Genomic DNA, 25,760 nt, shown 5'->3' with positions numbered 1-25,760 from the left:
TGTCTCTTCCCGCGGGGCAGGGCAGGTTTACTACGTGCCGGAGCATGAACCCCGTCGCCCGCTATGGCTTTGCTCTAGAACAAGAAAGGAAAAAGAAACGCGCTTGTGATCGTCGGAATGATGAATTTGTGACCTGTCTTCGCCCGCTGCGCGGAAAGCCTGCGCAGCAGAGTGTCAAAGGACGTTGCGTGTGAGGGTCTGGATCACCGTCTGAGAATAGCCGTCAGCTTCCACGGTACTCAGCTCCAGATCGAAGCGGCTGCGGCTCCCGTCGGGCGCGAGGACCGTGAGGTCGTCGATATCCGAGGCGCGCTCCATCTGGTGACGCGCATATTTCGCGCCGCGCAGGTTCGGCGGCAGCTTAGCGTTGATGAGCCCCGCGATCTCGTTCGCGCCAGTCAGCACGCCGAAGGGAGAGGCGGTCGACCAAACCCCGTCGGGATGAAACAGCTTTGCGGCCGCCGCACCGTCGCGCCGGTCCACGCAATCCAGAAAGCGCATCAGCAGCGAGCGCTTGGAATGTCTGTCGGCGTAATGGGTGTGAAGCAGACGGTGCGCGGTCGGGGAATTCGGCGCACCCAGTTCCGAGGCATAAAGCGCCTGCACATCCGCATTCTCATAAGAGCGGCGGCGCGGTGCCTTCGCGTCGACGCTGTAGATCGCCTTGGCGCGTTTTTGCAGAATATGCGGGTCCATGGATTTCGGCTCACCGCCGCCGCCGAGGCAGCCGCCGACGCAGGCCATGACTTCGATCGCGACATAATCGTCGCGCCAGTCCTCGTCTTCCAGCATGCGCTGGGCCGACGCGATCCCGTTGCACACGGCCACGGTGCCGACGCCGGGAATGGTCGCGGTTTTCACGCCCTCACGGACGCCGCGCAGCGCCTCCCATTCCAGCGGCAGATCGTGCTCGACCCCTTTGAAATGCGCAGCCGTGCGGACCATCGCCTCCATGACCCCGCCGGAGGCGCCGAATATCTGGGCGGCCCCGGTGCTCTCGCCCAGCGGGCTGTCGAATTGCCCGTCTTCGGAGAGCGCCCCGAACGGGATGCCGCGCGACCGGATCATCCGCGCCAGTTCGCGGGTGGTGAGCACATGATCCACATCGCCGGAGACGCCGGGGCGCTGGGCCTCGTCCTTCTTGGCGGTGCAGGGCATCACGCTCACGACATAGGGCTCGGCTTTGCCGTCCGCGAAATCGGGCCCCAGAGACCGTGCAAAGCGGCCCCGTTTCGCAATCGCGCCATGCATCTGCTGGGGGGATTTGGTCGTGCTCAGATGCGGCAGAAGATCGGGGCGGTTCAACTCGACCCAATTTACCCAACCCGGACAGCAGGAGGTGAACAGCGGCAGCTCCGTCCCGGCCTCGAGCCGCGACAGCAGCTCGGTGCCTTCCTCCATGATCGTCAGATCGGCGGCGAAATTGGTGTCGAACACGTAATCGAACCCCAAAAGCCGCAGCGCGTTGATCAAGCGCCCCGTGCTGACGGTGCCCGGCTCCAGCCCGAATTCCTCGCTGATGGCGATGCGGGTCGCCGGGGCCACCTGAACCACGGAGACGCGCCGATGAGCGTCGAGCGTTTGCAGCACCGCGTGCCAATGCGGCGCCTCGATCAGCGCGCCGACCGGGCAGACGAGCGTGCACTGGCCGCAGGAGATGCAATTGGTCTGCGACAGTGGCACGTCGAAGACCGTGACCGGGCGGCGGTCAAATCCGCGATTGGCGAACCCGATGACATTCTGGTTCTGGACGGCGTCGCCGCAGACCTCCGCACACAACCCGCATTCGATACATTTCGACAGATCGCGCCAGATGCTGGGGGAGGTGTGATCGGTTGCGAGCTCTTCCGAGGCGGCAGGCGCCCCGGCGGGCATCTTCGGCCAGCGCTCCTCCCATTGGTTCTCATGGACGAGACGCTGGAGCTGGCACGCCCCGTTCACCTCGCAGCGCATGCAGTCATTGGGGTGACGCGCGAGCAGCCATTGCGCATCGGCTTTCCGAAAGGCCGCCAGCGCCTCGGTGTCCGTCGCGACGACATCGCCCTCTTTCGCCAAGGTGCGGCAGGCCGGTTGCGGATGGGGGGTGCCCTCGATCTCCACGAGGCACATGCGGCACACGGCATGGGCGGGCAGGCCGGGGTAATAGCACAGCGTCGGGATATGGATGCCAGCCTGCTTCGCCGCATCCAGCAAGCTGGTGCCCTCGTCGACTTCGACGTGCCGCCCGTTGATCGTAAGCGTGATCATGCGAAGGGACCTCCCGTCTCCTAAGTATAGCAGAGGCCCTCGCCGTGGCAGAAGGCCTGCGTCTTCAGCACTGTCTCACAGTGCCGTCACTTTCGGCAAATTCCCATTTTCGGGGCCAGCTATGCTAGACTGAGGCTCGATGGTGCTCGAAAGGACGGCGTAAATGGCCCGAGCCACCCGGATATTTCAGCCTGCCTCGCACTGGGGGCTCGGCAGCTACTGGCAGGGCGACTGCCCGCCTTGGATCGCGCTCGTCGTGGTGCTGATCGGTGGGCGGTTGGCGGTCGCCGAGCTGTGGCAAGCCATGTCGTCGCCGCTCTCGATGCCGCTTTTCGCGTTGCTCTTCCTCGCAGATATGACGCTGGCGCTGTGGCAGCTGGTGGGCGCGTGGCGCAGCCTGTCGCATTGGATCGACGCGCAGGCGCGGGGCCATGTGCTGCTCGCCGGACGCGTGGCGGTGGTGGCGGTCGCGGTGGTGACGGTGACCCATGCGCTCGATCAGGCCGCGCGACAGACAGCGGCCTTGGTGCCGGCCGCCTATGCCGGGCCGCAGCCGCTGGAGGTGCGCAACGGCGTTGCTTATCTGACCGGCGATATCGGCTACGATCTTCTCGCGCGGTTCGAGGCAACCCCGGCGACAGGCGTCTCGGCGGTCGAGCTCGACAGTGCCGGCGGGCAGGTCTTCGCCGCGCGGGCGCTGGCGCAACGCGTGCTGGCGCGGGGGCTGAACACGCAGGTGACGAAGCGCTGCTATTCCGCCTGCACGCTGATCTTCATGGCGGGCGCGCATCGCGATCTTGGCCCTGAGGGCACGCTGGGCTTTCACGGCTATAGCCTGGAAGCCTATCCGCTGCCGATCGACGTCGCGAAAGAGGAAGCGATCGACCGCGCCTTTCTGCGTGATCGGGGCGTGACGCCCAGCTTCGCCACGCGCGCCTTCGCGACGCCACACCGCGATATCTGGCGCCCGGACCGCCGCGCGCTGGTCGCCGCCGGTGTGCTGCGCGACTAACGCTCGATTAAGCTTCGTGTCTCCGCATTCGGCCTGACCGGCGAGGACCGCCGCCCGCTTCAGGCGTCGACGGGTTTCACCTTGGGCGGGATCGGGGCCTCGGACGGGGTGATGCCGTGTTTGAGCAGCGCCTTGTGCATGTAGCTGCCGCGCCGGGGGCGGTTGTTCTCGGCCTCTTCCAGACGGGGTTTCATCCGGCGCGCCCACATATGCACCGCATAGGTGTCGTCTGTCAGGAAATCCTTCTCGACGTCGAAGCGCGACATGATCATCTTGTTCCGGTCCTTGAACGAGATCGGGTAGAAGGCCTGTTGCGAGAGCGCATGGTCCCATTCGCCGGTCTCGCGCAGGAAGTGGCTCAACGCGGCAGGGCCGGTCAGCCCCCATTCCTGCTCGGAGAAATGCACCGGCGCGCCGCGATCGCGGGCCGCGCGCAATTCCGCTTGCTGCTCTTCCTTCAGCCACGGCCCGATCGCATAGGGATCGGCCACGAAATCCAGCAGCCCGCGCAGCGTCTTCGACTCCGCGGGCAGGCGCATCACCGCGTTGCAGATCAGGTGCGGCTTCTCCAGCCCGAAGACGTAATCGTCTTGGAAATCAAAGGGCTTCACGCAAAGCACATCGGCATCGACCCAGATGTAATCGGTCTTCTCCATCAGATGCAGGCGCCACAGATCGGCATGGATCGCGGGGCTTCCGGTGCGCTTGTGGCGGATGATCTCGTCGCCCGGAAAGATGTCGCGCGCATCGCGCAGCGTCACCCCGGGCGGGGCGTTCGGGATCAGGTTGTAGCAATAGAGCAGCGTGTCATGTCCCGCATCGACGAAGGATTTCAGGCTCAGCTGTTCGAGCCAGGACAGGCGGTCTCCGATCCACAGGGTCGCGATCGTCGGCAGTTGGGACAAGGGAAGGCTCCTGTTTGGGAAGGTCTTTCGCGGCGGTCAGGCTGCGGGAGGGCGGTGTCCGGTATGTCCGGTGGAGGTGTCGAGCGTCCAACGGGGGCGAGAATGCACGAAATAGCGTTCACAATATGACGGGTTCGACCCACTCCGCAGCCTGCGGCTCAGGCCACGTTCTGCGCTCCGCTTCACTGTTGCCATAAATGTGCCCGATCTCTCTGGTTTTTCTTATGTCGTTCTCGCCGTAACGATAGCATCAAAACATCCGTATGTAATTGATCGGCGCAAGAAAAAATGTCAGACCTCAACCGATCCCGAGCAGCAAAAAGCGATCCCGATGGCCGATGATTTCGAAGACGACGCCGCAGGTAATGAGTCCGGGCTCGAGGAGAAGCTGCCCGATTGGTATCGCGAGATTTTCCCGGCAGGTCCCCGCGACGGGTTCTATGAAAAGCTGGGGGAGCACGCGCTGATCCATGTCGCGCGCGACCCGGCCACGCTGGTCGTGACGTTCGACAACCTCTCGGATGCGGGCTATCCGGGCTATGACATCCGGCCCTGGGCCGAGAAATTCATCCGCGACAATGGCTGGAGCCATCTGGGCGTGGTCGCGCAGGGCCCGACTTGGTTTCGCGACGCGCGGCTGATCGCCCGGATGGAGGCTTTGCGCGATCAGGGCTTTTTCGAAGGATACGCGCGCGTCGTGATGGCGGGCACCTCGATGGGCGGTTTCGGCGCACTGGCCTTCGCCGATCTCGCGCCGGGCTGCGAGGTGGTGGCCTTCAGCCCGCAGACGACGCTCGCGCGGGCGCTTGTCCCGTGGGAGCGGCGCTTCGCCCGTGGGCGCGATCAGGACTGGTCGCTGCCGCGCTCGGATGCGGCCGAACATAGCGGGAAGGCGGCCAAGGTCTGGGTGATCTGCGATCCCTTCCTGCAAGAGGATATGCGACAGTTCGGGCGTCTGCCGCGCGATAACGTCACGCTGCTCAAGGCGTTCGGGCAGGGGCACAAGACGGCGCTGGTGTTGCGCCGGATGGAGCTTCTGAAGGCGGTCCTTGCGCGCGCGATCACGGGCGAACTGAGCGAGGCCTGGTATTATCAGTCGACCCGAGGCCGCAAGGACATCTACCTTTATCGCAAGGTGATGGAAGACCATCTCGCGAGTCGCGGCAAGGAGCATCGCATCCCGCGTCTGGTCGCGGCTTTCAAGGCGCGCAGGCAAGCGCAAAGGCAGGCCCGCGCCGCGACGACTTCGCCCGGGTCATAACGCCTTCCGAGGCTTGATACGCCGGGGCAGGGCAGCTTGGTCGCACCTCAGCGTGTCGTCGCTTCGCGCACGCGGGCGGCCTCATGCATCATCGCTGTCAGCCGGGCGACTTCGGGGCGTTCGGTCATCTCGTGTTTCATCGTCAGCCCGACCGCGCCCGACATGAACTGCGCGCCCAGCGGCAGGCTCACCAGAAGCCCGGAGGCCAGCTCGCGCGCCACCACGCCGCGCGAGATGAACCACAGCATATCCGACCCTTCCAGCAGCCCGAGCCCGGTCGCGAGCGAGACGGTCTCGATCGGGCAGCGCGGCTCGGTGATGCCTTGTGCGCCCAGGTAATCGTCGACGATGCGCCGGATGATCGCGCCGCGCGTCGGCAGGATCACGTCGCATTGGCGCAGCGCCTCGGGGGCGGGGCTGTTCGCGAAAGGATGGCCCGCGCGCGCCGCGAGGATGACCTCTTCCTCATAGAGGAAATCGAAGCGCAGCCCCGGCATGTCTCCCGCCGCCGGCATCCGCCCGATCATCAGGTCCAGCGCGCCGGAGCGGATCCGGTCGAGCAGATACAGGTTCGGCCCGGTGCTGATCGAGAGCCGCGTGCCAGGATGGGCGCGGCTGAAGTCGAGCGCCACGCCCGGAAAGATCGAGCCCGCCACGGTCGGCAGCGCGCCCACATTGATCACGTCGCCGATTCCGTCGCCGCTCAGCGCGGCCGCCCCGGCTTCCAGTTCCTGCAGCGCCTGTATCGCGTGGCGGCGAAACGCCTCGCCCGCGGGCGTCACGGTCAGCCGCCGTCCGCGCCGCTCGAGTAGTGCGCCGCCCAGCATCGCCTCCATCTCGGAGAGGGTTTTCGACAGGGCGGGCTGTGAAATCCCCTGTTTGCGCGCCGCAGCCGACACGCCGCCTGCCTCGATCGTGTCGAGAAAGGCGCGGATGTGCCGCAGCTTGAGACCTTTATGCATAGCCATGAGGTTATGGATTAACGTGCATTTTATATTTGGCTCAAGCGAAAACTTCAGAAAAGATTATAGCGGGAGGACGAGGATGCACGCACTTATTTGCGACTGGGGGCATATCCATTACCGCGAAGACGGTGTGGCACAGGGCGTTCCGGTTATATGTCTGAACTCGCTGGGCACCGATCTGCGGATGTGGGATGGGCTTGTCGCCCCGCTTTCCGGCTATCGTCTGGTGCGCATGGACAAGCGCGGCCACGGGCTGAGCGCGACCTCTGACGCTGCCCCCACGATCACCGATCTGGCGCGCGATGCGCTGGCGGTGGCCGATCATCTGGGCATCGACGCAGCGGTCTTCGTCGGCTGTTCGATCGGCGGCATGATCGCGCAGGAGATCGCGCGGATCGCCCCTGAACGCGTGCGTGCGCTGGTTCTCAGCAACACGGCGGCCAAGATCGGCACCGAGGAAAGCTGGGCCGAGCGGATCGCCACCGTGGAAACTCAGGGACTGCCCGCGATGGCGCAGGGCGTGATCGAGCGCTGGTTCGGTCCCACCTTCCGCGCCCATCCCGATTGTGCGCTCTGGGTGACGGAGGTCGCGCGCACCGATGCCAAGGGCTATGCGAATTGCTGCGCGGCGCTCGCCGGGGCCGATCTGCGCGACGCGCTGCCCGAGATTTCCGCCCCGACGCTGGTGATCGCGGGCAGCCATGACGGTGCGACCCCGCCCGAGCAGGTCATGGAAATGGCCGCCGCCATTCCCGGCGCGCGGGCCGAATTGATTAAAGGCGCGGGGCATATTCCCGCAATCGAGGCGCCCGAGCAGGTGGCGCGCCTCATCACTGAATTTCTGAAGGAGCACGAGCGTGTCTGAGCGATATGAAGCAGGGATGGAAACGCGCCGTCGCGTGTTGGGCGATGCCCATGTCGACCGCGCCGATGCGGGCAAGACCGAGTTCGATGCGCCGTTTCAGGAATTCATCACCGAAGGCGCCTGGGGCTCGGTCTGGTCGCGGCCCGATCTGACGCCGCGCGAACGTTCCATCGTGACGATCGCGCTTTTGGCGGCGCAGGGCAATCACGAGGAGATCGCGATGCATACCCGCGCCACCGCCAACACGGGCGCCTCCCCCGAGGACCTGCGCGAAGCGATGCTGCATGTCGCGGTCTATGCGGGCGTGCCGCGCGCCAATCACGCGATCAAGATCATCAAGGAAACGCTGAAGGAGATGGGCCAATGACATTCAACCTGATCCCGCGCGCAACCGTTAGCGTCGACATCTGAGCCATGACCCAGGACCCTTGCATCATCTGTGTCGCGATCACCGGCTCAGTGCCGCAGCAATCCGACAACCCCGCCGTGCCGATCACGATCTCCGAGCAGATCGAGTCGACGCAGGCCGCGTTCGAGGCGGGCGCGACCATCGCGCATTGCCATGTGCGCAACGAGGACGGCTCGCCCAGCTCCGACCCCGACCGCTTCGCGCGGCTGATGGAGGGGCTGCACCAGCATTGCCCCGGCATGATCGTTCAGCTCTCCACCGGCGGCCGGTCCGGCGTGGGCAAGACGCGCGGTGGGATGCTGCCCTTGCGGCCCGACATGGCCTCGCTCTCGGTCGGGTCGAACAACTTCCCGACGCGGGTCTATGAGAACCCGCCGGATCTGGTCGATTGGCTGGCCTCCGAGATGAAGACCTACGACGTGCGCCCCGAGATCGAGTGTTTCGACCTCAGCCACATCTTTCAGGCCGCGAAACTGGTCGGCGACGGGCGGCTGCCCGCGAATGTCCATGTGCAATTCGTGATGGGCGTGAAGAACGCGATGCCGGTCGACCGCGCGGCGTTCGATTTCATGCGCGAGACCCGTGCGCGGGTGCTGCCCGAGGCGACATGGTGCGCGGCGGGCGTCGGGCCGGGGCAGGCGATCGTCAATCAATGGTGCATCGAGACCGGCGGGCATTGCCGCACGGGGCTGGAGGACAACATCCGGCTCGATCGCGAAACGCTCGCGCCGTCGAATGCGGCGCTGGTCCAGCGCACGGTCGATCTGTGCGAAAAGGCGGGCCGTCCGGTTGCCACATGGCAGCAGGCGCGCGAGATCCTCGCGCTGCCGATGAAGGGGGCCGCATGAGCCTGTCGCCCCTCGACAGCCCGCTCTGGTCCGGTCTCTACGGCGATCCGGAACTGGGTGCGATGCTTGGCGATGCCGCATTGCTGGCTGCAATGGTGCGTGTCGAGGTGGCATTGGCCGAGGCCTGTGCGGCCGAAGGGGTCGTGCCCGAGAGCGCGGCTGCCGAGATCGCGCAGCAGTTGACCGGCTATCAACCCGATCCGGCGGCACTGGCCGCAGGAGCTGCGCGCGATGGCGTGCCGGTTCCGGCGCTGCTGAGCGATCTGCGCGCCAAGCTGTCGGAAGAGGCGGGGCAGGCGCTCCATTGGGGGGCGACCTCGCAGGACATTATCGACAGCGCAACGGCGCTTGTGATGACGCAGGCGCTTACCGTGATCGTAGAGCGGCTGCGGCGCTTGATCCGCGTGACCGGCGCGCTGGCCGGGCGCGAGGCGGAGACGGTGATGGCCGGGCGCACCCGTAGCCAGATCGGCCTGCCGGTCACCTTCGGCGCGCTGGTCGCGTCGTGGGGTCAGCCGCTGATCGACGCGGCGGCGCGGATGGCAATGTTGCAAGGCGCGGGGCGGATCTCTCTGCATGGCGCGGTCGGCACGGATGCGGCGCTGGGCGACAAGGCGCAGGCGGTGCGCAATCGCATGGCTGCGGCGCTGGGCCTGCAGGCCGAGGATCAGCCGTGGCACAGCCGCCGCGACGCGATGGCCGCGACCGGGGCGCAGGCGGTGCTGCTGACCGGTTCGCTGGGCAAGATCGGCACGGATGTCGTGACGCTCGCCCAATCTGGCATCAACGAGGTGCGGATCGCGGGCGGGGGCTCGTCCACCATGCCGCATAAATCGAACCCCGTGGCCGCCGAGGCGCTGGTGGCGCTGGCGCGTCACGCCGCGCATCTGCAAGTGAGCCTTTTCGAATCCGCGCTGCACGGTCAGTTCCGCGACGGTGCCACCTGGGCGCTGGAATGGATGAGCCTGCGCCCGATCCTCGTGGCCTGCGGCGCGTCGCTGCGCCTCGCCGAGGAGATGCTGAACGGGCTCGAGGCCGACGCGCCCCGGATGCGCGCCAATCTCGAGGCGGCGGGCTTCGGCCCCTATGCCGAGCGCGCGATTTTCACGCTGGCCGAGACGCTGCCGCGCAACGTGGCGAAGACAGCGGTGCAAGAGGCGATGGCCGCACCCGATCCGGTGGCGGCGCTTCTGGCCGCCCATCCCGAACTCGACGGGGACACCCTGACCGATCCGCTTCTCGCGGCAGGGCAAGCCCCGGCGCAGGCGCGCGCTTTTGCGCAGCGCTGCAATGACCTTTGCGGAGGAGACGCATGAAGACCCAAGTCGCTATCATCGGTGGGGGCCCGGCCGGGCTGCTGCTGTCGCAATTGCTCGACCTGCATGGGATCGAGAGCGTCGTGCTGGAACGTCGCTCGCGCGACTATGTTCTGTCGCGGATCCGGGCCGGGGTGCTCGAACAGGGCACCGTCGATCTGCTGCGCGCCGCCGAAGTGGGTGCGCGGATGGACCGTCAGGGCGAAATTCATGACGGGGTCGAGATCTCGTGGCATGACGAGCGGCTCAATATCGACATCAAGGACCTGACGGGCCGCGGGGTGATGGTCTATGGCCAGACCGAGGTGACGCAGGACCTGTATACCGCCCGCGATGCGCGCGGCGGCACCGTGTTGCACGAGGCCGAGGTGACCGCGATCGAGGGGATCGAAGGCGACGGCGTCACCGTGCATTTCACCCATGAGGGCGAGGCCAAGACCCTGACCGCCGATTTCGTCGCGGGCTGCGACGGCTTCCACGGCCCCTCGCGCAAGGCGATCCCGGAAAGCCATCGTCAGGAATTCGAGCGCGCCTATCCGTTCGGCTGGCTCGGCCTTCTGTCCGAGACGCCGCCCGCCGCGCCCGAGCTGATCTACGCCGCCCATGATCGGGGCTTTGCGCTGTGTTCGATGCGCTCGCCCACGCTGAGCCGCTATTACGTTCAGGTGCCTCTCAGCGAGAAGCTGGAAGACTGGCCCGCCGAGCGGTTCTGGGACGAGCTGCGCACCCGCATCCCGGCCGATGTGGCCGAGACGCTGGTCACCGGCGAGCCGCTGGAGATGTCGATCGCGCCGCTGCGCAGCTTCGTCTCCGAGCCGATGCGCCACGGGCGTCTGTTCCTTGCGGGCGACAGCGCCCATATCGTGCCGCCGACCGGCGCGAAGGGTCTCAACCTCGCGGCCTCGGATGTCTATTATTTGCACCGCGCCTTCGATCGGTTCTACAACCACGGCACGTCCGAAGGGCTCGACGCTTATTCCGAGACGGCGCTGTCGCGGGTCTGGAAATGCGAGCGCTTCTCGTGGTGGATGACCTCGATGCTGCATGATTTCCCGGAAACGGGTGCGTTCGAGCGCCGGATGCAGCGCGCGGAGTTCGAATATCTCCAGATGTCGGAGACCGCACGCAAGAGCTTTGCTGAAAACTACGTGGGCCTGCCTTACTGACGGGCCGAACCGCCCCCGCGCGCGGGGCATAAAGGGAGGAAATAACGATGAAATTTACGAAACTGCTGGGCCTGAGCGCCGCGGCCATGCTTTGGGCAAGCGGGAGCTTCGCACAGGAGATCACCCTCAAGCTGCACCATTTCCTTGGCGCCAAGGCGCCGGTGCAGACGCAGATGCTGGAGCCCTGGGCCAAGCGCGTCGAAGAGCTGTCGAACGGCAAGGTCAAGATCGAAATCTACCCGGCGATGACGCTGGGCGGTCGCCCGCCCGAGCTGGTGCAGCAGGCGCGTGACGGCGTGGTGGATCTGGTCTGGACGCTCAACGGCTACACGCCGGGCCTCTTCCCGCGCACCGAGGTGTTCGAACTGCCGACCGTCTTCAACAACGACCCGGCCGCGACCAACCTCGCGATGCGCGACATGTTCGACAAAGAGCTGAAGCAGGAATACGAGGACAAGGGCCTCGAAGTGATGTTCCTGCACGCCCATGCGGGCAACGGCATCCATACCGTGGATACCCCGGTTCACAGCCCCGCCGACGTGAAGGGCATGAAACTGCGCACGCCGTCGCGCACGGGCGCCTGGGTAATCGAGGCGCTGAACGCGCAGCCGGTCGCGATGCCAGTGCCGGAACTGCCGCAGGCGCTCTCGAAGAAGGTCGTGGACGGGGCGCTGATCCCGTGGGAGATCATCCCCGCGCTGAAGCTGCAGCAGCAGACCGAGTATCAGGTCGAAGGGCAGGACCATTGGCGTCTGGGCACCTCGATCTTCCAGGTGTCGATGAACAAGGCGAAATGGGACAGCCTGCCCGATGACGTCAAAGCGGCGTTCCGCAAGGCCTCCGACGAGGAGTGGCTGAAGCAGGTCGGTGATATCTGGCGCACCAGCGACAATAACGGGATCAAGGCCGCCGAAGCGGACGGCAACGAGCTGATCACGCTCTCGGCCGATGAGACCCAAGCCTTCAAGGATGCGATGCAGCCGGTCGTCACCCGTTGGGAAGACGAGGTGAAAGGCCAAGGCATCGACGGTCCGGCGCTGGTGAAAGAAGCCCGCGAGCTGACCGCTGAAGAAGAAAAGAACCTGGCGAGCCAGTAACCAACGGAGCGGCGACGATCATGCATTCTGCAACTGAGACTTTCTTGCGCAAGGCGATCTATGCCTGGGCCCTCGCCGGAGGCGGGGTGCTTGCAGCGATCGTCGCCGTAAACGTCTGGACCGTGGTGGGCGGCTTTATCGGGCTGCCCTTCGCGGGAGACTTCGAGCTGACGGAGATGGGGGTCGCCATCGCGGCCTTCATGTTCCTGCCCTATTGCCAACTCGCCGATCAGAACGTGACGGCGGATATCTTCACCTCGAAACTGAGCGCCGCCGTGCAGCGCCGCTTCTCGTCGATCGGCTCGGTGCTGGCGCTGGGCTTCGCGGCGCTTCTGCTGTGGCGGATGTATTTCGGGATGCTTGACCAGAAATCCTATTCGCTCGCCACCACGATCCTGCAGATCCCGGTCTGGTGGGCCTACCTTCCCGCGCTTGCTTCGCTGGCGCTACTTTTCATCGCCGCAGCGCTGAGCCTGCGGGACAACTGGACGGGGCGTGCCTGATGGACCCGATTACTCTCGGCCTGCTGGGCCTCGCCATTCTCGTGGGGCTCATCGTGATGCGTGTGCCCATTGCCTACGCGATGATCCTCGTGGGTGCTGGCGGCACCGCGATCATCAACGGCCCGGCGATCCTGCTGAGCCAGCTCAAGACGCTCGCTTACGGCCAGTTCTCGATCTATGACCTCTCGGTCGTGCCGATGTTCGTCCTGATGGGGGCGCTGGCCACCAAGACAGGCCTGTCGCGCGACATGTTCCGCGCCGCGAACGCGTGGTTCGGCTGGATGCGCGGCGGCACCGCGATGGCTTCGATCGCCGCCTGTGCGGGCTTCGGCGCGGTCTGCGGCTCCTCGCTCGCCACGGCCTCGACGATGGGCAAGGTCGCCCTGCCGGAGCTGGATCGCTACAACTACTCGCCGGCGCTCGCGACCGGTTCGGTCGCCGCGGGCGGCGTGCTGGGCATCCTGATCCCGCCCTCGGTGATCCTCGTGATCTACGCGGTGATCGTGGAGGCCAATATCGTCACCATGTTCATGGCTGCGCTGATCCCCGGTCTGATCGCCGTCGTGCTGTTCCTGATGACCATCGCGATCTATGTCCGCCTCGTGCCGAGCGCGGGCCCCGCGCAGGGCGTGTCGGACAAGGAAGAGTTCTGGGCGGCCACGCGCGGCGTGCTGCCGGTGCTGGGCATCTTCGGCGTGGTGATCGGCGGCATCTATGCGGGCTTCTACAACCCGACGCCCGCCGCTGCGATCGGCGTCTTCGCGGTGTTCGTCTACGGGCTCTTCCGCGGGCTGATGTCGCGCGAGGCGATGCGCTCGTCGATCCTCGAGACGGCGGGCACTACGGGCATGATCTACCTGATCCTGCTGGGCGCAGAGCTTCTGAAGATATTCATGTCGCGGGCAGGGGTGCCGCAGGCGGCCGCCGATATGGCGGTGAATTCGGGCCTGCCGCCGATGATGGTGATGGCGATCCTGCTGATCGCGCTGATCGTGCTGGGCTGCCTGATGGACTCGATGTCGATGATCCTGCTGGTGCTGCCCTTCTTCTGGCCGGTGCTGGTCGAGATCAATGGCGGGCTTTACCAGATGGCGGACGGCTCTGGCTTCGGCCTCTCGACCGACGAGCTGAAGGTCTGGTTCGGTATCCTCGCGCTTGTCGTGGTGGAGCTAGGCCTGATCACGCCGCCGGTGGGGATGAATGTCTTCGTGATCTCGGCGCTGGCGAAGAACGTGCCGATGGGCACCACCTTCCGCGGTGTCTTCCCGTTCTTCCTGTCCGAGCTGGTGCGCGTCGCGCTGCTGCTGGGCTTCCCGGCGCTGACGCTGTGGTTGCCACGGGTGCTGGGCGGCTGAGCCACCTCAGACAAGCGGATGAGACAAAACGGGGGGCGATTGCGCCCCCCGTTTCGCATTCAGCCCGCGCGCATCGGGGCGAGGGCTTGCCCGCAACCAGAGGCCGCTGTCGCCGGGCAGTGCTTCGAATGGGTCTGGAAACGGCGCGGAAGCGACTGAAAACTGGCGATCTTCGCGGGCAGATGCGCGGATGTGGCGCGCGAAGGCGATCCGAGGCGGATCCGCCCGCGAACGGATCGCGTCTGCCGGAAACTGATGCACTGCGTCAAACGCCAGTTTCCGTCGCTTTTTGCAAAGCGTGGGTAAGGCGCGTGTTTTCAGGGGGTAATGGCGGAGACGAAGGGATTCGAACCCTCGAGACCCTTCCGGGCCTACTCCCTTAGCAGGGGAGCGCCTTCGACCACTCGGCCACGTCTCCGTCGACGCGTATAGCCAAGGAAACGTGGGGGTTACAAGGCGAAACTGCCCTTCATCGCAAAAAACTCTCCACCCCTTAAAATTCGCTCAAAGTGCACCGAAAAGCACTGGAAAGCACCGAGTTTGGGCAAGATCTGGTCAATTTCCCTCACGGCAAAAGCGCCCTCGGACGCGTCAAGCGTTTTGTGAAGTCGCGCAGACCCAACGCGCCCGTGGACCCGCCACAGCCATTTCTGGCCGGGCCTGCACGATCCGATCTCCTTTCCACAAGGAGGCTCGGACATGAAGACCAACAGCAAAGACCCGGGTTCAGCGAGCGTCGAAGAGCTTGCCAAGTATTGGAGACTGCCGTCGACCAGGGCTGCCCGGGAGCTCGCGCGAGCGGATGGCATTCGTCATGTCGGCGGCCGCTATCCGTGGCATTCCATTTGGAAGGCCGAGGGTCTTGCGCCACCGCCGCGTGCGCGCTGGGACGAGCTGAAGCTGCCACACTGCACGGTTGACGACGTCGCGGGCATCCTGGGGGAGTCGCCGCGTTCCGCCAGGCGGCGCGGTTTGGCGAAGCCCGATTCGAGCTTTCCAGACCCTATCCCGCTCCGGAAAAAGCCAATGCTCTGGCGAAGGGCGCAGCTACGCGCCTGGCAGGCAGGATTGCCGGTGCCTCATTATACGCGCGCCTCAAAGACAGCGGATCTCTCGCCGGACGTCTCGAAGCTCCGGCGGAAAAAGGCCGTCTGCAACTCATTCGATCCCTGGGCTGCAGCGCGATCTGCGGCCAGAGGGAACGATTAAATGACACCCCCAGCGAAGAACGGAAAAGATGACAAACACCCGGCAAGATTGTTGCGACCCTTCTTGCTGGCTGCCTGTCAATTTCCGCTTCGTCACAACGAAGAACGGCCAATCTGAACGATGAACGGCCAAATCAAGGAAATGACACCCATGACTTTCAATCCCTTTGAAGATAGTTTCCAGGGCCTTGGCGACAAAGCGACATCCGGAGCGAAGAATCTCCAGGATGTGCTCGAGTGGCTCGAAAGCGAAGACTGCCCTCTCAAAGACGCCGCTCGACGAACCTATGCTCAAGCCGTCCGAAAGGCAGCAAGGCTGATTGGTCGGACGGCCGACCGAATCCCAGCTTGCACAAGGCAGTTTCAGAGCAACTTTCCGAACAAGGACTACAATCGCTCGTGGGGCAAGACCTTCTGCGCTGCCAAGCGCTGGAAGCGCAACGTCTCGGCGGCAATCAATGGCGCGACTGGCACCATTGCAGCTCAGAAGGAGCGGAGGTCGCGGCGCGACGATTGGGCCACGGTTATGTGTGTGCTGGGGGAAATCGCAGAGACGGTCTGTCCCTCTCCGTTCGAGCTTCATCCGAAGCAGCTCATCTGCATCCAAAGTTGCGCGGATACTGCCAGAAAGCTGGATGTTTGCCTGGCCGACATCGATCCGGATCTCGCATTGTGCCTTTACCGAGCTGCGCCCACGAAAGCCGCGAAGGAAGCTGTCGTAGAGGCGCTTGATCTCATCGATCAGTCACGCGTGATAACGGATCGGCGGATACAGAGTATATTGCCAGCACAACCCATCGGCTTTGTTCGGCCGGAACGAGCTGACCAAGTCACAATTCCATTATCCTTGATGCAGGAGCTGGAGGCTTGGGTAGATCTTGCGTCACGGGGGCGTTGGTCGATAACAGACAAAGCTTTTACGGGCGGCGTCTCCCCATTGCCTTACCTCAACGCCGCCAAGAAGATTATCACCACTGCGGAACGCGCGGGCGTATTGAAGCTCGGTGAACTGAACACCATCGCGTCTGCCTTCGATGAGCGGGTCTTGGTTGCCGTCGTTCAAATGCTCCGCGACCTGCACACGAATGATGGGGCGGGTGCGATCACGCCTCGCACTGCTCGGGGGTATTTCGAATGCCTCACTCCGCTTTTGGAGCGTAACGGCGAAGATACTTCGTCCGTCAGAATGATCCTCGACACAGACCGATGGCTGAAGACGGGCCGCCGCAGTCGGACCGAAATGGCCCCGCACGTCCGCACCTTCTGTCGGAATGTCGTCACCGACATGAACGCGCGAATTCGGTTCCTATCTCTTCACATCCAACTCAGGAAAAAGTCGGTCCTCCACCTAAAATCTGCACAAGTGACGGGTGGGCGTGCAGCCGAGCGGCACCTCGAAAAGGCGCGTCGCTTCGGCACTTGCGCAGCCTTCGCGGCGCTGGAAACTGACGCAATCCCGGCGCGTGTTTCGAACGTCTTGAAGATGACCTTCCGCGGCAGGGCAGCCTGGCTATGCCTTGGACATCGCAAGACTGAAGACGGGCGGCTCATGATCCCTGCTGGATACGTGAAGAACCGCAAGCCGCTTTTTGCGACGATATCGGCGACAAGCCGGTTGCGCGGTCTGGAAACGCTTCGCTGGTATGAAACGGTCATCCGGCCGCTCTTTAGTAATAATCAGGAAAACGATTATTTCTTTCCGGCAGTCCAGAACCTAAGGCGGCCGCTACCTTACGCAACGTTCAAGTCGTGGTGGTCCGACTGTGCCGCCGAATGTGGGTTTCCCGGCCTGAATCCACACATGTTCCGTCACGGCCAAGCCTCGATCCTCGTGGCAGAAAATCCCGGAAACTGGTCTCTCGTCACCGCTCGTCTCGGGGACACAGAAGCGGTCTGTCGGGAAAATTACGCTTGGATCGATCACGAAAAACTGGTGCTTGCCGGCCAGCAGGAACTGACGAAGGAGTTCCCCAATGCAGCATGATCCGATCGCGTCGTTCGATCTCCTCAGGATCGAACCGGAAGGCGGCCTGAATAGCAAGCACCACCTTCGTATCCAGCGCTTTCAGCGCTGGTTGAAGGATCGCGACCTCCCGCATGTTGATCGCTTCGTCTTCTTGGATTTCGCTGAGGATGTAGCAACCCGCGGCGTCCTGGCTGACCTTCAAAAATCTCTTCTCCGCGTGTTGCCAGATTGGGAATTTGTGCGAGGGGAATTACACGCGGCCGTGGTCGACCACAGGCGACGCGTCGATGGCGTTCGAATGAGAAGCGACATCCTGCAAGCCGAGTGGTGGCTACCGTTCCTGCCGCAGAACAGGATGGACAAGCTCCACATCCATGAGGTCAACCGCCTTGATGAGTGGCTACGGTTTCTTCACGAACGCGATATCCGTTTGCCCAAATCGCAGGACTACATCGAGTTTGCCGGAAAGTGGGCTTCGGAAGCCCCGCTGACCGCACTAAAGACGACGTTCGGTAAACTCGAGATACCCAAAATCCCGTGGGTGGCGGAAGAACTCGACCTGGCGATTTCGGCCATACGAGCAAAAAGGTTTGGGTCAGGAAAAAGGAACCGTTCCTCGTGGCCGCTCAAGAAGTCGGTGACCAGGGATGCCTTGCCGACAGAATGGCAGTCTCTTCTCAATGACGTCGAGGCGGGCGGCGGTGAAGGCTCACCACTTTCGACGGGTTTTCTTCCTACTGTGGAGGTAGCGCTCCGAACGTTGTGTTTCTGTTGCCAGGATATCGGATTGCCGTGCGAGATAAATAGGGAAACTACACTGGCGCTTGTGGAAGAACTCAAGCAGCGCGGAGCAAGAAACGCGACGATCGAGATCAACATTTCTGCCCTCAGAAGGTTTGCGAAGTTGCTTGGTTTGGATGAAACAGTCATGGCGGACTTGCGTAACATTGAGCGAGATTTCTTCTGCAAGAAGCAGTCGGACATTCCCAAGAAGTTTAAGAAGCTGGAACAGGTAGGCTCGGTAGGCAAAGTCCTTGGGCGCGCAACAGATTTGCTCGCCGCTTCGAGATTCGAACAATCACTCGAGCTCCGCATGGCGAAATTGAACGCGGCAGCAACGCTGGCGCTTTTTTCGCTAATCCCGCTTCGTGTTCGGGACACAAACCTGCTCTGGGGCGTTCATGTGACCCACACCGGAGGGCGGTATCGAATTGACGTCCGGACCAGCAAGACCGGATCGGAATTCCATGGGGAAATCTCTGACTTCGTTACGCCATTTCTCGACGCCCTTTTGTTGCGTGGATGTGACGAGGCATTTCTTGGGGAGAAGCGAGTGGAGGCTATTAAGTCGAGACGGTCACTCTTCGCACACGCAAATGGTCGGCATATGTCGGATAAGCGCGTCGCGAACCTCTGGAAACGTCACCTCAAATGTGGCCCACACATCGCCCGCAGCATCGTTCACACGGAACTCGGACGCATGGGCCGAGAAGGTGTAGAGATGGCACTTTCACTGTGCGCACAGCGAGACCAGAGGACTGCAAAGTTTTACCAAGGAAAGGCGATGCATGACGCGCTGCTGCTCGAAACTAACGGACTGCTGCTCTCTGGGTTCTCGAATGATTTAATCGAAGAACACTTCCCGCCGTTATGCTCTGCCCAGTGAAAATTGGGTTATTTGAAACTGGCGATTTCCGCTTAGGTCGCCCGGCCGGACGAGTGAACCCTTCCAGGTCACTTGAGCAAACCGGTTCCTTTCAGCTGGAAACCGTTCGCCTCTGCCGTCTTGATGCTCGCTACCTGCGCATTTCGGCGTTTCGGCGCGTACCGGATCAGGGCGCGTTCGCAAACAATCCGGTCGCACCATAGCCCCAGGCTCAAGCTTCCGAATTCGCGTCAATTCCGGCCGTTCGCCAAGCGCGATGCGGACGCCGCGACCTTGTTGCGCCCGTGAGTTTGACGTTATCGGCTCGGTGCTGCCGTTCAGGCCGACTTTCATGCTGTACTCGGCGCGCCCAAGCGGACTTTCGCCGCGGGAATGCTGCCCTGCCGGTTTCTAAGGTCACGACTCAAGCTTTTGCCATTCGTGGCAAGGCTTTGCGACGGCGCATGCGTACGAGGGGTAGGCGGAACTCTGTCACACAAGGAGCGGCGCCGTCGTGTTGAATAGTTCAAATCTCAAGAGCGGCCTCCGCTACCACGTATAACCTGAAGGGCCTGAGCCGGTAGAGGATAAACGTCGTAGGCGTGTCCAGCTCCGAACCGAGAAGTCCCTCTTACGGGTCAATCGAAATTCGCAGGGGGCTGTCACACGAAGACTCTGGCGTTCAGTGCGCATCATCCTGGCTATCGGCGACAATTACAATGTAGCGGTCGGAGTCCATCTGAGCGGAAACAAACTTGTCGCGGGCGGCCTGCAATTGCAACTTGCCACGCGGCATCCTCTGGGGGGCCTTTACCTCCCGCTTTTGATATAACTGTGGGTCGTTCCTAACGTGTTTCATTGCTCAACCCTGAGAACACGGCGTATAGCGGTCTTAGTCATTCTATTTTGACAGTGCGCATTCTTCCGGCGAGATCGCCCGTTTCTGTTGGTAGTGGTGAAGACAGTGGAACCGTCAGCGTCAACTTCGAACCGCTTCACTGAACCGTCTTTCGATAGGCTCCAAACCTTCCTTGCACCATTGTGTTCGTAGGACCAATCCAGGCATTGATCCACCTTTCCCAAATCGTTCGCGACTGCGAGCGCAGAGTCATAACGATCCTCCGGATCGGGCTCCAAACATCGTACCACCGCACGCCGCAGTCTATCCGGTATGTGTTCAGGAAAGGCGTTCCGATCTGGGAAGGTTCCGTTCTGCAGGGCCGTAGCGAATGCTTCCCTGCTACTGTGAGCTGCATCGAACTGAGCACGGAAGTTGCCCTCGCCGCAACACATGCGATACATGAGCAAACCAAGTTGATAGATATCGTATCGAAGGTCGTAGGGAGGTCCGGTTAACACCTCCGGCGCAACGATGGGTGTATAGAACCGCGTCTGCCACGCCTCACCGAGATACATTTGTTTGGCCAATCCGAAATCGGAGAGCAGCGGCTCGCCTCGTCCTGAAAGCAGGACGTTATCTGGCTTTATATCGAAATGAACCAAATTTTTTGAGTGAATGTTGTGTAGGCCGGAAATCAACTGACACGATATCTTCACGATTTCACGCACAGTTAAGTTCCGGGCGGAGATTACGGGCTTGAGGGAACCATTCTCATAGTAGGGTAGAGCGATAAATACATGATCATCATCGGCACATGCATAGAGAACAGGCACCACATTCTGATGCGCGGTGGAGTATAATGCTCTTGCCTCCGCGAAATACTCGTCAGAAGAATTAAGATTCACCTTGTCTATTCTCTTCATCACGATCTCCGCATCAAGCTGCAAGTCGTGGACGATGTACGCTGTAGAGTTCCGACCTTCGTGACCAATCTCTCGTATAAGGCGAAATTCGACGTCGGCGACGTTGTGCGGTTTAAGCATTTTCTGCCCCCATTGCACAAAGAATAGCCTCGCGTTCTTCCTTAGGTAGATCCGCCCAGCCCGGAATGCCAGGGTCGGTGTCTCCATCGATGTGAGGTTTGATTTCCTCCCTTTGAATGCCCAGTCTGGCCGCCATCGAAGAGATCTGGCCGAAGTAGAAGCGCTTCATCGAACTGCTTGCGAAAGCTTCGATAATCACACCTTCAATTTGAATTCGTTCAATGTTCTTGCGCTGCGAATTTGGCTCGGTTGTTCTAACTCCAGCTTGTTCCACGGAGTATTCTCTTAGAATATCGAGGATGTTGCTGCGAACGTATTTTAGAGCGTCCGGAGTTTCGAACGCGATTGGAATTACGATCTGATCGCTGTTTAATATGACCTCGTTGGCAGAATCGTATATAGAGTAAAATACTGTCTTAGGGGTGGCCCGAAAACCTATCGTGTTCAAAGTGCTCTCCAATTGCGCCGATCTCAGAACATTTGGAGAACTTAGCGCAGTCTCGTCAATATATCAACGTGAACTTTCAATTGAAGCCACTATCCAAAATGCGGTGGGAATATGACGCGAAGAGGGGGCCCTGACGAATGCCATCTTTCCGTGGAACGCGCGATCCATCTCGCTGAGGCGGCGAAAGTCCGGACGCCGCCCTTCCTGCTCCAGCGCAGTGAATGGCCTTTTTCTGTCATTAGCCGAAGCGCGGACCGCTGCGGTGCAGTTCCCCCACTCAAGACATTCGCCAGACAGACTTTGGCTGTGTCGCTGACGCCTGAACTCGAGGCCCTTGTTGAGCCGGAACTTTCAACATTCGGCAGAGAGAACCGATATGAATGGAACGCCTGAAATGTGTCCTACAGAGTTCCCCGCTGCCTTTTATCTGCTACACTTCGAGAAAGATTAGCTATGTCGTGTACATGAATCTCGCCTCGAAATCCTTCCTCGCGTTCCTGAGTGACCCTCTTGGCCGACACCCGAGGTCCCTGAGCCTCCAAGACAAGGGTATCGAGGCCCGCGGGGCTGGTTCACCCTGGATAGGGTTTGGAGAAATATCGACCCGTCCATCGGTGAGGAAGGGGTTTCTATCGTGGTCGCTTTCGCTCGATCTTGGGGACGGCCGAAACCTAACCTTGCCAGCGGTGAATACGCCTGCGGCCGAGAAATTCGCGGATGCGGCTGCCACCGCCTGGACGGATTTCAATCGGGCGGAGCTGGAGAAGGAGGACGCCGCGGTCCGACGCATCCTGCATGCGCTCGATGAGTTCAAGGTGCCGAATGTCTATCCTGCCGCATGCCATGTAGCGCCGCTGGCGCGCGACGCAGCCGATCTGAACTGCCGCGTGCTTTCCAAGCTGAACGCCGAGGCCGTTGGCAACGAGGTGATGTCCCGGATCGCCCCGATCGTGGCCTTCGCTGCCGATCCGAACACAGTCCGGGACGCGGCTATCGAGACGTTCGTGGAAGCTCAGCTGCTTCGGTGGAAAGACTCCTTCGACACGGTCGAATCCATGCCGCTGACACCGGAGCAGCGCCTGTCGGTGGTCGTCGACGAGGACGCAACGTTGGTTCTGGCCGGCGCCGGGTCCGGCAAGACCAGCGTTATCACGGCCAAGGCCGCATACCTGGTGAAGACGGAGATACGGAAGCCAAGCGAGCTCCTGCTCCTGGCCTTCGCCAAAGATGCTGCAACCGAGATGTCCGAGCGCATCGAGGCGCGGTGCGGGGTCCCCGTGGCGGCGCGCACCTTCCACGCATTGGCCTACGAGATCATCGGTGACGTGGAAGGGGAGAAGCCCCCCTTGGCGCCGACCGCGACGGACGACAAGGCCTTCCTATCCCTTATGAAGGAGATCCTTCGGCACATCGTGGCGACCGCCAGTGACATCGCGCAGACCGTGATCGGATGGTTCGCCGGTTTTTTCGACGACTTCCCGACAGAGTGGGACTTCAAGACCAAGCACGAATGGTATGCGCAGGTCGAAAGTCGCAACCTGCGGACGCTGCAAGGGGAGACGGTGAACAGCTTCGAAGAGCTGCTGATCGCCAACTGGCTGTTCCGGAACGGCATCGCCTACGAATATGAGCCGAGCTACGAGCACAAGCTCCAGAAGACCGGGCGTCGCGTCTACACGCCAGATTTCCGGCTGACAGAAAGCGGCGTCTACATCGAGCATTTCGGCGTGCGCAAGAAACGCGACAGGGATGGTAAGGAGGAGTTGACCACGGCGCCCTATGTCGACCGCGATGAATACCTTGAGGGCATGGATTGGAAGCGGCAAGTCCATGCCGAGCACGAGACGATTCTGGTCGAGACCTACAGCTGGGAGCGTGAAGAAGGTCGGTTGCTCGACGCGCTCGCCGAGAAACTCGAGCCCCACGTCACGCTGCGTCCGGTCCCTGATATCGAGATCTATGATCGTGTCGCCGAGGTCGGGGTGGTAGACAGCTTCACCTCGCTCATGGGCACCTTCCTGCGGCACTTCAAGAACGGAGGCTATCGGGTCGAGGACTGCTCAGACAAGGCGCAGACGCTCAAGATGGGCAAGCGTGCGGAGGCATTCCTGAAGATCTTTGGCGCCGTCTTCCGGGAATATCAATCTCGCTTGGGCGATCGGATCGACTTCGAGGACATGGTGAACCGCGCCACCGCTCTTGTCGAGAGCGGGCACTATCAAAGCCCATTCAAGCATATTCTCGTCGATGAGTTTCAGGATATCTCGACCGGGCGAGCGAAGCTGATCCAAGCGCTCAAGCGACAGCACTCCGATGTCAAGGTATTTGCCGTCGGCGACGACTGGCAGTCGATCTACCGCTTTGCCGGGTCGGACATCCACATCATGCGCAACTTCGGCGCGGAATTCGGCGGCACCTATGCAGGAGCCACCGGGGTCCATCGTACCGTCGATCTTGGTCGAACCTTCCGATCTGTCGACAAGATTGCCCTGGCGGCTCGCCGTTTCGTTCTTCGCAACCCCGCGCAGATCACCAAGACGGTGATCCCGGCAGGCGAGACGGACGAGCAGTCGATCAGGATCGCCTGGACGCGCCGCGACACCGGGGAGACGGCCTTGAACGACGCGGTGGCAGCTCTCGCCGCCACAGAAGGAAAGGGTGGTGGGAAGCCGTCCATCCTCATCCTCGGGCGTTATCGTTTCCTGCGGCCTGATGTGGCGCGGCTCCAGCGTCAGAACCCCGGGGCGACGATCACCTTCAAGACCATCCATGCATCAAAGGGCCTCGAGGCTGATCACGTGATCCTCCTTGGCGTCGACAACGCCAGGATGGGCTTCCCGTCGATGATCGTCGACGACCCCCTGCTCAGCCTGGTATCGCCCGAGGCCGAGCCATATCCGAACGCCGAAGAACGGCGCGTCATGTATGTCGCCGTGACCCGGGCCCGTCGGACCGTGACCATCCTTGCATCGGAGGCGCGACCCTCCGTCTTCGTCGAAGAGCTGGTGAAAGAGCCGGAGTTCGGCGTGACTGTGCCCTTGGAGGCCCAGAAGCACGCCCACACCTGTCCGGTTTGCGGCGGGCGTCTGCTTCACATGGCAGGCAAGGACGGTCGCGACTGGTATCGCTGCGAGCATGTGAAGTTGTGCGGCAGTCGCATGCCAGCTTGCCCGGCCTGCGGTGTCGGCCTTCCGGTCCGTTCCCGGACCAGTGGAGATCTGGTTTGCGCTGATTGCGGCGAGAGCCAGCGGGCCTGCCCCAGTTGCGAAGCAGGATGGTTAGTCGAACGGCGCGGCCGATATGGAGCATTCCTCAGTTGTGTCCGCTTCCCAGACTGCGATGGAAAAGCCAAGCTGCAAATGGGCGCATGACACTCGCGCGCTGGTCAAACGAGAAGCGCTGCAACTTGATGTATGAGTTACTCCCGATCTCTTGGGCAGGACCCGACGTAAATTAAGCTACTCGTTGCACCTGCTGACCGGGTTGGTTGATATCATTTCGTTGCCAATAGACCAGCGCCGGTAGCTTGCCGCCGAGGGCTTCAGCTTTCGTTCCAAAAAAGAGTTGGCCACCGCCAGCTCCCCGATCTTGGCGTGGGGCTCCTTCACCTGCTCCTCGTCGATCTCGGGTTTCTTTCGGCCCCTGCGCTCGAACACGCCGGACGCGCCTGCGAGCAGGGCGTTGGTCGGAGAAACGGTTCACTGGATCGTTTTCTGATCCTCCCAACTCCATTGATGGATCATCGTCGGATGCACCCCGAACCGGTTCGCCAGCTCGGCCGCTGTTTCTTCACCCTTCAGGGTAAGGCTCCGGGGAGGACCGTCTTTCGGACTTGAGGCTGGCGGCGTAGGTCCGGAGCTATGTCCGACCATAGATACAGACCCGAAATTGAGATCCTTTCTGTCACCGATACCGGGCGCCGTCGGCGTTGGACGGATGAAGAGAAGGTGCGCATCGTTGAAGAAAGCTTTGGCGGTAGAGGGCGTGTCGCCGAGACAGCCCGGCGTCATGATATTGGCCGCACCCTGCTGGTGCGCTGGCGTCGCCAATACCGCGAAGGCAGGCTGACGAGCGGCGATGCACGACCGCAGTTCACACCGTTGGCCATCGCCGCTCCTGAAGAAGCGGAGGATCAAGGCGGACCGTTTGCACCGGTTCCGACGCCAGAGACAGCCGAGGTCCTGATGGCAGATATTACCCTCGCGAATGGCCGTCGCCTGTCTGTGGCGGCCACGATTGACCCGATGGTGCTGGCGCGCCTCGTGCAAGCCCTGGATCCGTCATGATCGCGTTCCCGGCGGGGGTGCGCGTCTGGATCGCGGGCGGAGTGACTGACATGCGGCGCGGTATGAACACCTTGGCGTTGACGGTGCAGCAGGGTCTGGGGCGCGATCCCCATGCCGGCGAGATCTTCTGCTTTCGCGGGCGCAAGGGCGAGCTGGTCAAGCTTCTCTGGCACGACGGGGTGGGCATGTCGCTCTATACGAAGCGGCTGGAGGCGGGGAAGTTCATCTGGCCGACCAGTGGAAGCGGCGAGGCGGTGCAGATCTCCGCGGCCCAGCTCGGTTATCTTCTGGAGGGGATCGACTGGCGCAATCCACGCTGGACCCAACGCCCTGCAAAGGCGGGATAAATTGGCCTCATCGACCTTATTTGCATG

21 protein-coding genes and 1 tRNA gene are annotated in these 25,760 nt (G+C 62.3%); 16 read left to right on the top strand and 6 right to left on the bottom strand.

Annotation, left to right across the window (positions count from 1 at the left end; translation table 11 throughout):
* Positions 1–174: 174 nt before the first annotated feature.
* Positions 175–2,247 carry a [FeFe] hydrogenase, group A gene (locus tag AXZ77_RS11690; RefSeq protein WP_098411286.1) on the bottom strand — a complete coding sequence of 691 codons (2,073 nt, stop codon included), beginning with the start codon at positions 2,245–2,247 and terminating at the stop codon, positions 175–177.
* A 163-nt stretch (positions 2,248–2,410) separates the two neighbouring features.
* On the opposite strand from AXZ77_RS11690, the gene AXZ77_RS11685 reads away from it, so the two are divergent.
* On the top strand, positions 2,411–3,259 hold the full coding sequence (locus tag AXZ77_RS11685; protein WP_098411285.1) for a hypothetical protein: 849 nt from the start codon (positions 2,411–2,413) through the stop codon (positions 3,257–3,259).
* Positions 3,260–3,318: 59 nt separating this feature from the next.
* On the opposite strand, the gene AXZ77_RS11680 is transcribed toward AXZ77_RS11685, so the two are convergent.
* Entirely contained in the window at positions 3,319–4,164 is an 846-nt protein-coding gene (locus tag AXZ77_RS11680; RefSeq protein ID WP_098411284.1) for a hypothetical protein, read from the bottom strand.
* A 331-nt stretch (positions 4,165–4,495) separates the two neighbouring features.
* Here AXZ77_RS11680 and AXZ77_RS11675 point away from each other — a divergent pair, with 331 nt between their 5' ends.
* Positions 4,496–5,425, top strand: a complete 930-nt coding sequence (locus AXZ77_RS11675) for a hypothetical protein (RefSeq protein WP_098411283.1) — start codon at positions 4,496–4,498, stop codon at positions 5,423–5,425.
* 47 nt (positions 5,426–5,472) lie between these two features.
* Here AXZ77_RS11675 and AXZ77_RS11670 read toward each other — a convergent pair whose 3' ends face one another.
* Entirely contained in the window at positions 5,473–6,393 is a 921-nt protein-coding gene (locus AXZ77_RS11670) for a LysR substrate-binding domain-containing protein (RefSeq protein WP_098411282.1), read from the bottom strand.
* Between the two features lie 76 nt (positions 6,394–6,469).
* On the opposite strand from AXZ77_RS11670, the gene pcaD reads away from it, so the two are divergent.
* From pcaD to AXZ77_RS11630, 8 genes are read left to right on the top strand one after another with little or no spacing between them, the layout of a single operon-like run.
* A complete protein-coding gene (pcaD, locus tag AXZ77_RS11665; RefSeq protein WP_098411281.1) occupies positions 6,470–7,255 on the top strand; it encodes a 3-oxoadipate enol-lactonase in 786 nt (261 codons plus the stop codon).
* Positions 7,248–7,622, top strand: a complete 375-nt coding sequence (gene pcaC, locus AXZ77_RS11660; RefSeq protein WP_210402154.1) for a 4-carboxymuconolactone decarboxylase — start codon at positions 7,248–7,250, stop codon at positions 7,620–7,622. Before pcaD ends, pcaC begins: the two co-directional genes overlap by 8 nt.
* A gap of 47 nt (positions 7,623–7,669) precedes the next feature.
* A complete protein-coding gene (locus tag AXZ77_RS11655; protein ID WP_098411279.1) occupies positions 7,670–8,512 on the top strand; it encodes a 3-keto-5-aminohexanoate cleavage protein in 843 nt (280 codons plus the stop codon).
* On the top strand, positions 8,509–9,828 hold the full coding sequence (locus AXZ77_RS11650; protein ID WP_176536032.1) for a lyase family protein: 1,320 nt from the start codon (positions 8,509–8,511) through the stop codon (positions 9,826–9,828). The genes AXZ77_RS11655 and AXZ77_RS11650 overlap by 4 nt, the downstream gene beginning before the upstream one ends.
* Positions 9,825–10,994 carry a 4-hydroxybenzoate 3-monooxygenase gene (gene pobA / locus AXZ77_RS11645; protein WP_098411277.1) on the top strand — a complete coding sequence of 390 codons (1,170 nt, stop codon included), beginning with the start codon at positions 9,825–9,827 and terminating at the stop codon, positions 10,992–10,994. The genes AXZ77_RS11650 and pobA overlap by 4 nt, the downstream gene beginning before the upstream one ends.
* A gap of 47 nt (positions 10,995–11,041) precedes the next feature.
* Complete coding sequence (locus AXZ77_RS11640) at positions 11,042–12,091, top strand: TRAP transporter substrate-binding protein (RefSeq protein WP_098411276.1); 1,050 nt, start codon at positions 11,042–11,044, stop codon at positions 12,089–12,091.
* A gap of 20 nt (positions 12,092–12,111) precedes the next feature.
* Positions 12,112–12,594 carry a TRAP transporter small permease gene (locus AXZ77_RS11635; protein ID WP_098411275.1) on the top strand — a complete coding sequence of 161 codons (483 nt, stop codon included), beginning with the start codon at positions 12,112–12,114 and terminating at the stop codon, positions 12,592–12,594.
* Positions 12,594–13,949 carry a TRAP transporter large permease gene (locus tag AXZ77_RS11630; RefSeq protein ID WP_218000485.1) on the top strand — a complete coding sequence of 452 codons (1,356 nt, stop codon included), beginning with the start codon at positions 12,594–12,596 and terminating at the stop codon, positions 13,947–13,949. Before AXZ77_RS11635 ends, AXZ77_RS11630 begins: the two co-directional genes overlap by 1 nt.
* Positions 13,950–14,277: 328 nt before the next feature.
* Here AXZ77_RS11630 and AXZ77_RS11625 read toward each other — a convergent pair.
* Positions 14,278–14,367: transfer RNA gene (locus AXZ77_RS11625), tRNA-Ser, on the bottom strand.
* Positions 14,368–14,648: 281 nt separating this feature from the next.
* Here AXZ77_RS11625 and AXZ77_RS19370 point away from each other — a divergent pair.
* The 3 genes from AXZ77_RS19370 (at position 14,649) to AXZ77_RS11610 (ending at position 18,789) form a co-directional block, all read left to right on the top strand.
* Positions 14,649–15,158, top strand: a complete 510-nt coding sequence (locus tag AXZ77_RS19370) for a hypothetical protein (RefSeq protein WP_141536266.1) — start codon at positions 14,649–14,651, stop codon at positions 15,156–15,158.
* Between the two features lie 150 nt (positions 15,159–15,308).
* A complete protein-coding gene (locus AXZ77_RS11615) occupies positions 15,309–17,141 on the top strand; it encodes a hypothetical protein (RefSeq protein ID WP_098411273.1) in 1,833 nt (610 codons plus the stop codon).
* Complete coding sequence (locus AXZ77_RS11610; protein WP_098411272.1) at positions 17,131–18,789, top strand: hypothetical protein; 1,659 nt, start codon at positions 17,131–17,133, stop codon at positions 18,787–18,789. Before AXZ77_RS11615 ends, AXZ77_RS11610 begins: the two co-directional genes overlap by 11 nt.
* Positions 18,790–19,623: 834 nt before the next feature.
* Here AXZ77_RS11610 and AXZ77_RS11605 read toward each other — a convergent pair.
* Positions 19,624–20,652, bottom strand: a complete 1,029-nt coding sequence (locus tag AXZ77_RS11605; RefSeq protein WP_098411271.1) for a serine/threonine-protein kinase — start codon at positions 20,650–20,652, stop codon at positions 19,624–19,626.
* Positions 20,645–20,926, bottom strand: coding sequence for a hypothetical protein (locus tag AXZ77_RS19685; protein ID WP_218000484.1), 282 nt, complete (start codon positions 20,924–20,926; stop codon positions 20,645–20,647). Before AXZ77_RS19685 ends, AXZ77_RS11605 begins: the two co-directional genes overlap by 8 nt.
* A gap of 554 nt (positions 20,927–21,480) precedes the next feature.
* Here AXZ77_RS19685 and AXZ77_RS11595 point away from each other — a divergent pair.
* The 3 genes from AXZ77_RS11595 to tnpB all read left to right on the top strand — a co-directional run bounded on the left by AXZ77_RS11595 (position 21,481) and on the right by tnpB (position 25,733).
* Positions 21,481–24,471: a UvrD-helicase domain-containing protein gene (locus AXZ77_RS11595; protein ID WP_255266485.1), complete on the top strand. Its 2,991-nt coding sequence runs from the start codon at positions 21,481–21,483 to the stop codon at positions 24,469–24,471.
* Between the two features lie 489 nt (positions 24,472–24,960).
* On the top strand, positions 24,961–25,386 hold the full coding sequence (locus tag AXZ77_RS11585; RefSeq protein ID WP_098410087.1) for a transposase: 426 nt from the start codon (positions 24,961–24,963) through the stop codon (positions 25,384–25,386).
* Positions 25,383–25,733 carry an IS66 family insertion sequence element accessory protein TnpB gene (gene tnpB / locus AXZ77_RS11580; RefSeq protein ID WP_098410086.1) on the top strand — a complete coding sequence of 117 codons (351 nt, stop codon included), beginning with the start codon at positions 25,383–25,385 and terminating at the stop codon, positions 25,731–25,733. Before AXZ77_RS11585 ends, tnpB begins: the two co-directional genes overlap by 4 nt.
* The last annotated feature ends 27 nt before the right edge of the window (positions 25,734–25,760 follow it).

The organism is Thioclava sp. ES.031 (genome assembly GCF_002563775.1).
Lineage (GTDB): Bacteria > Pseudomonadota > Alphaproteobacteria > Rhodobacterales > Rhodobacteraceae > Thioclava.
The sequence above is the reverse complement of the archived record's forward strand: the minus strand, read 5'-3'. Positions and strand labels throughout refer to the sequence as shown.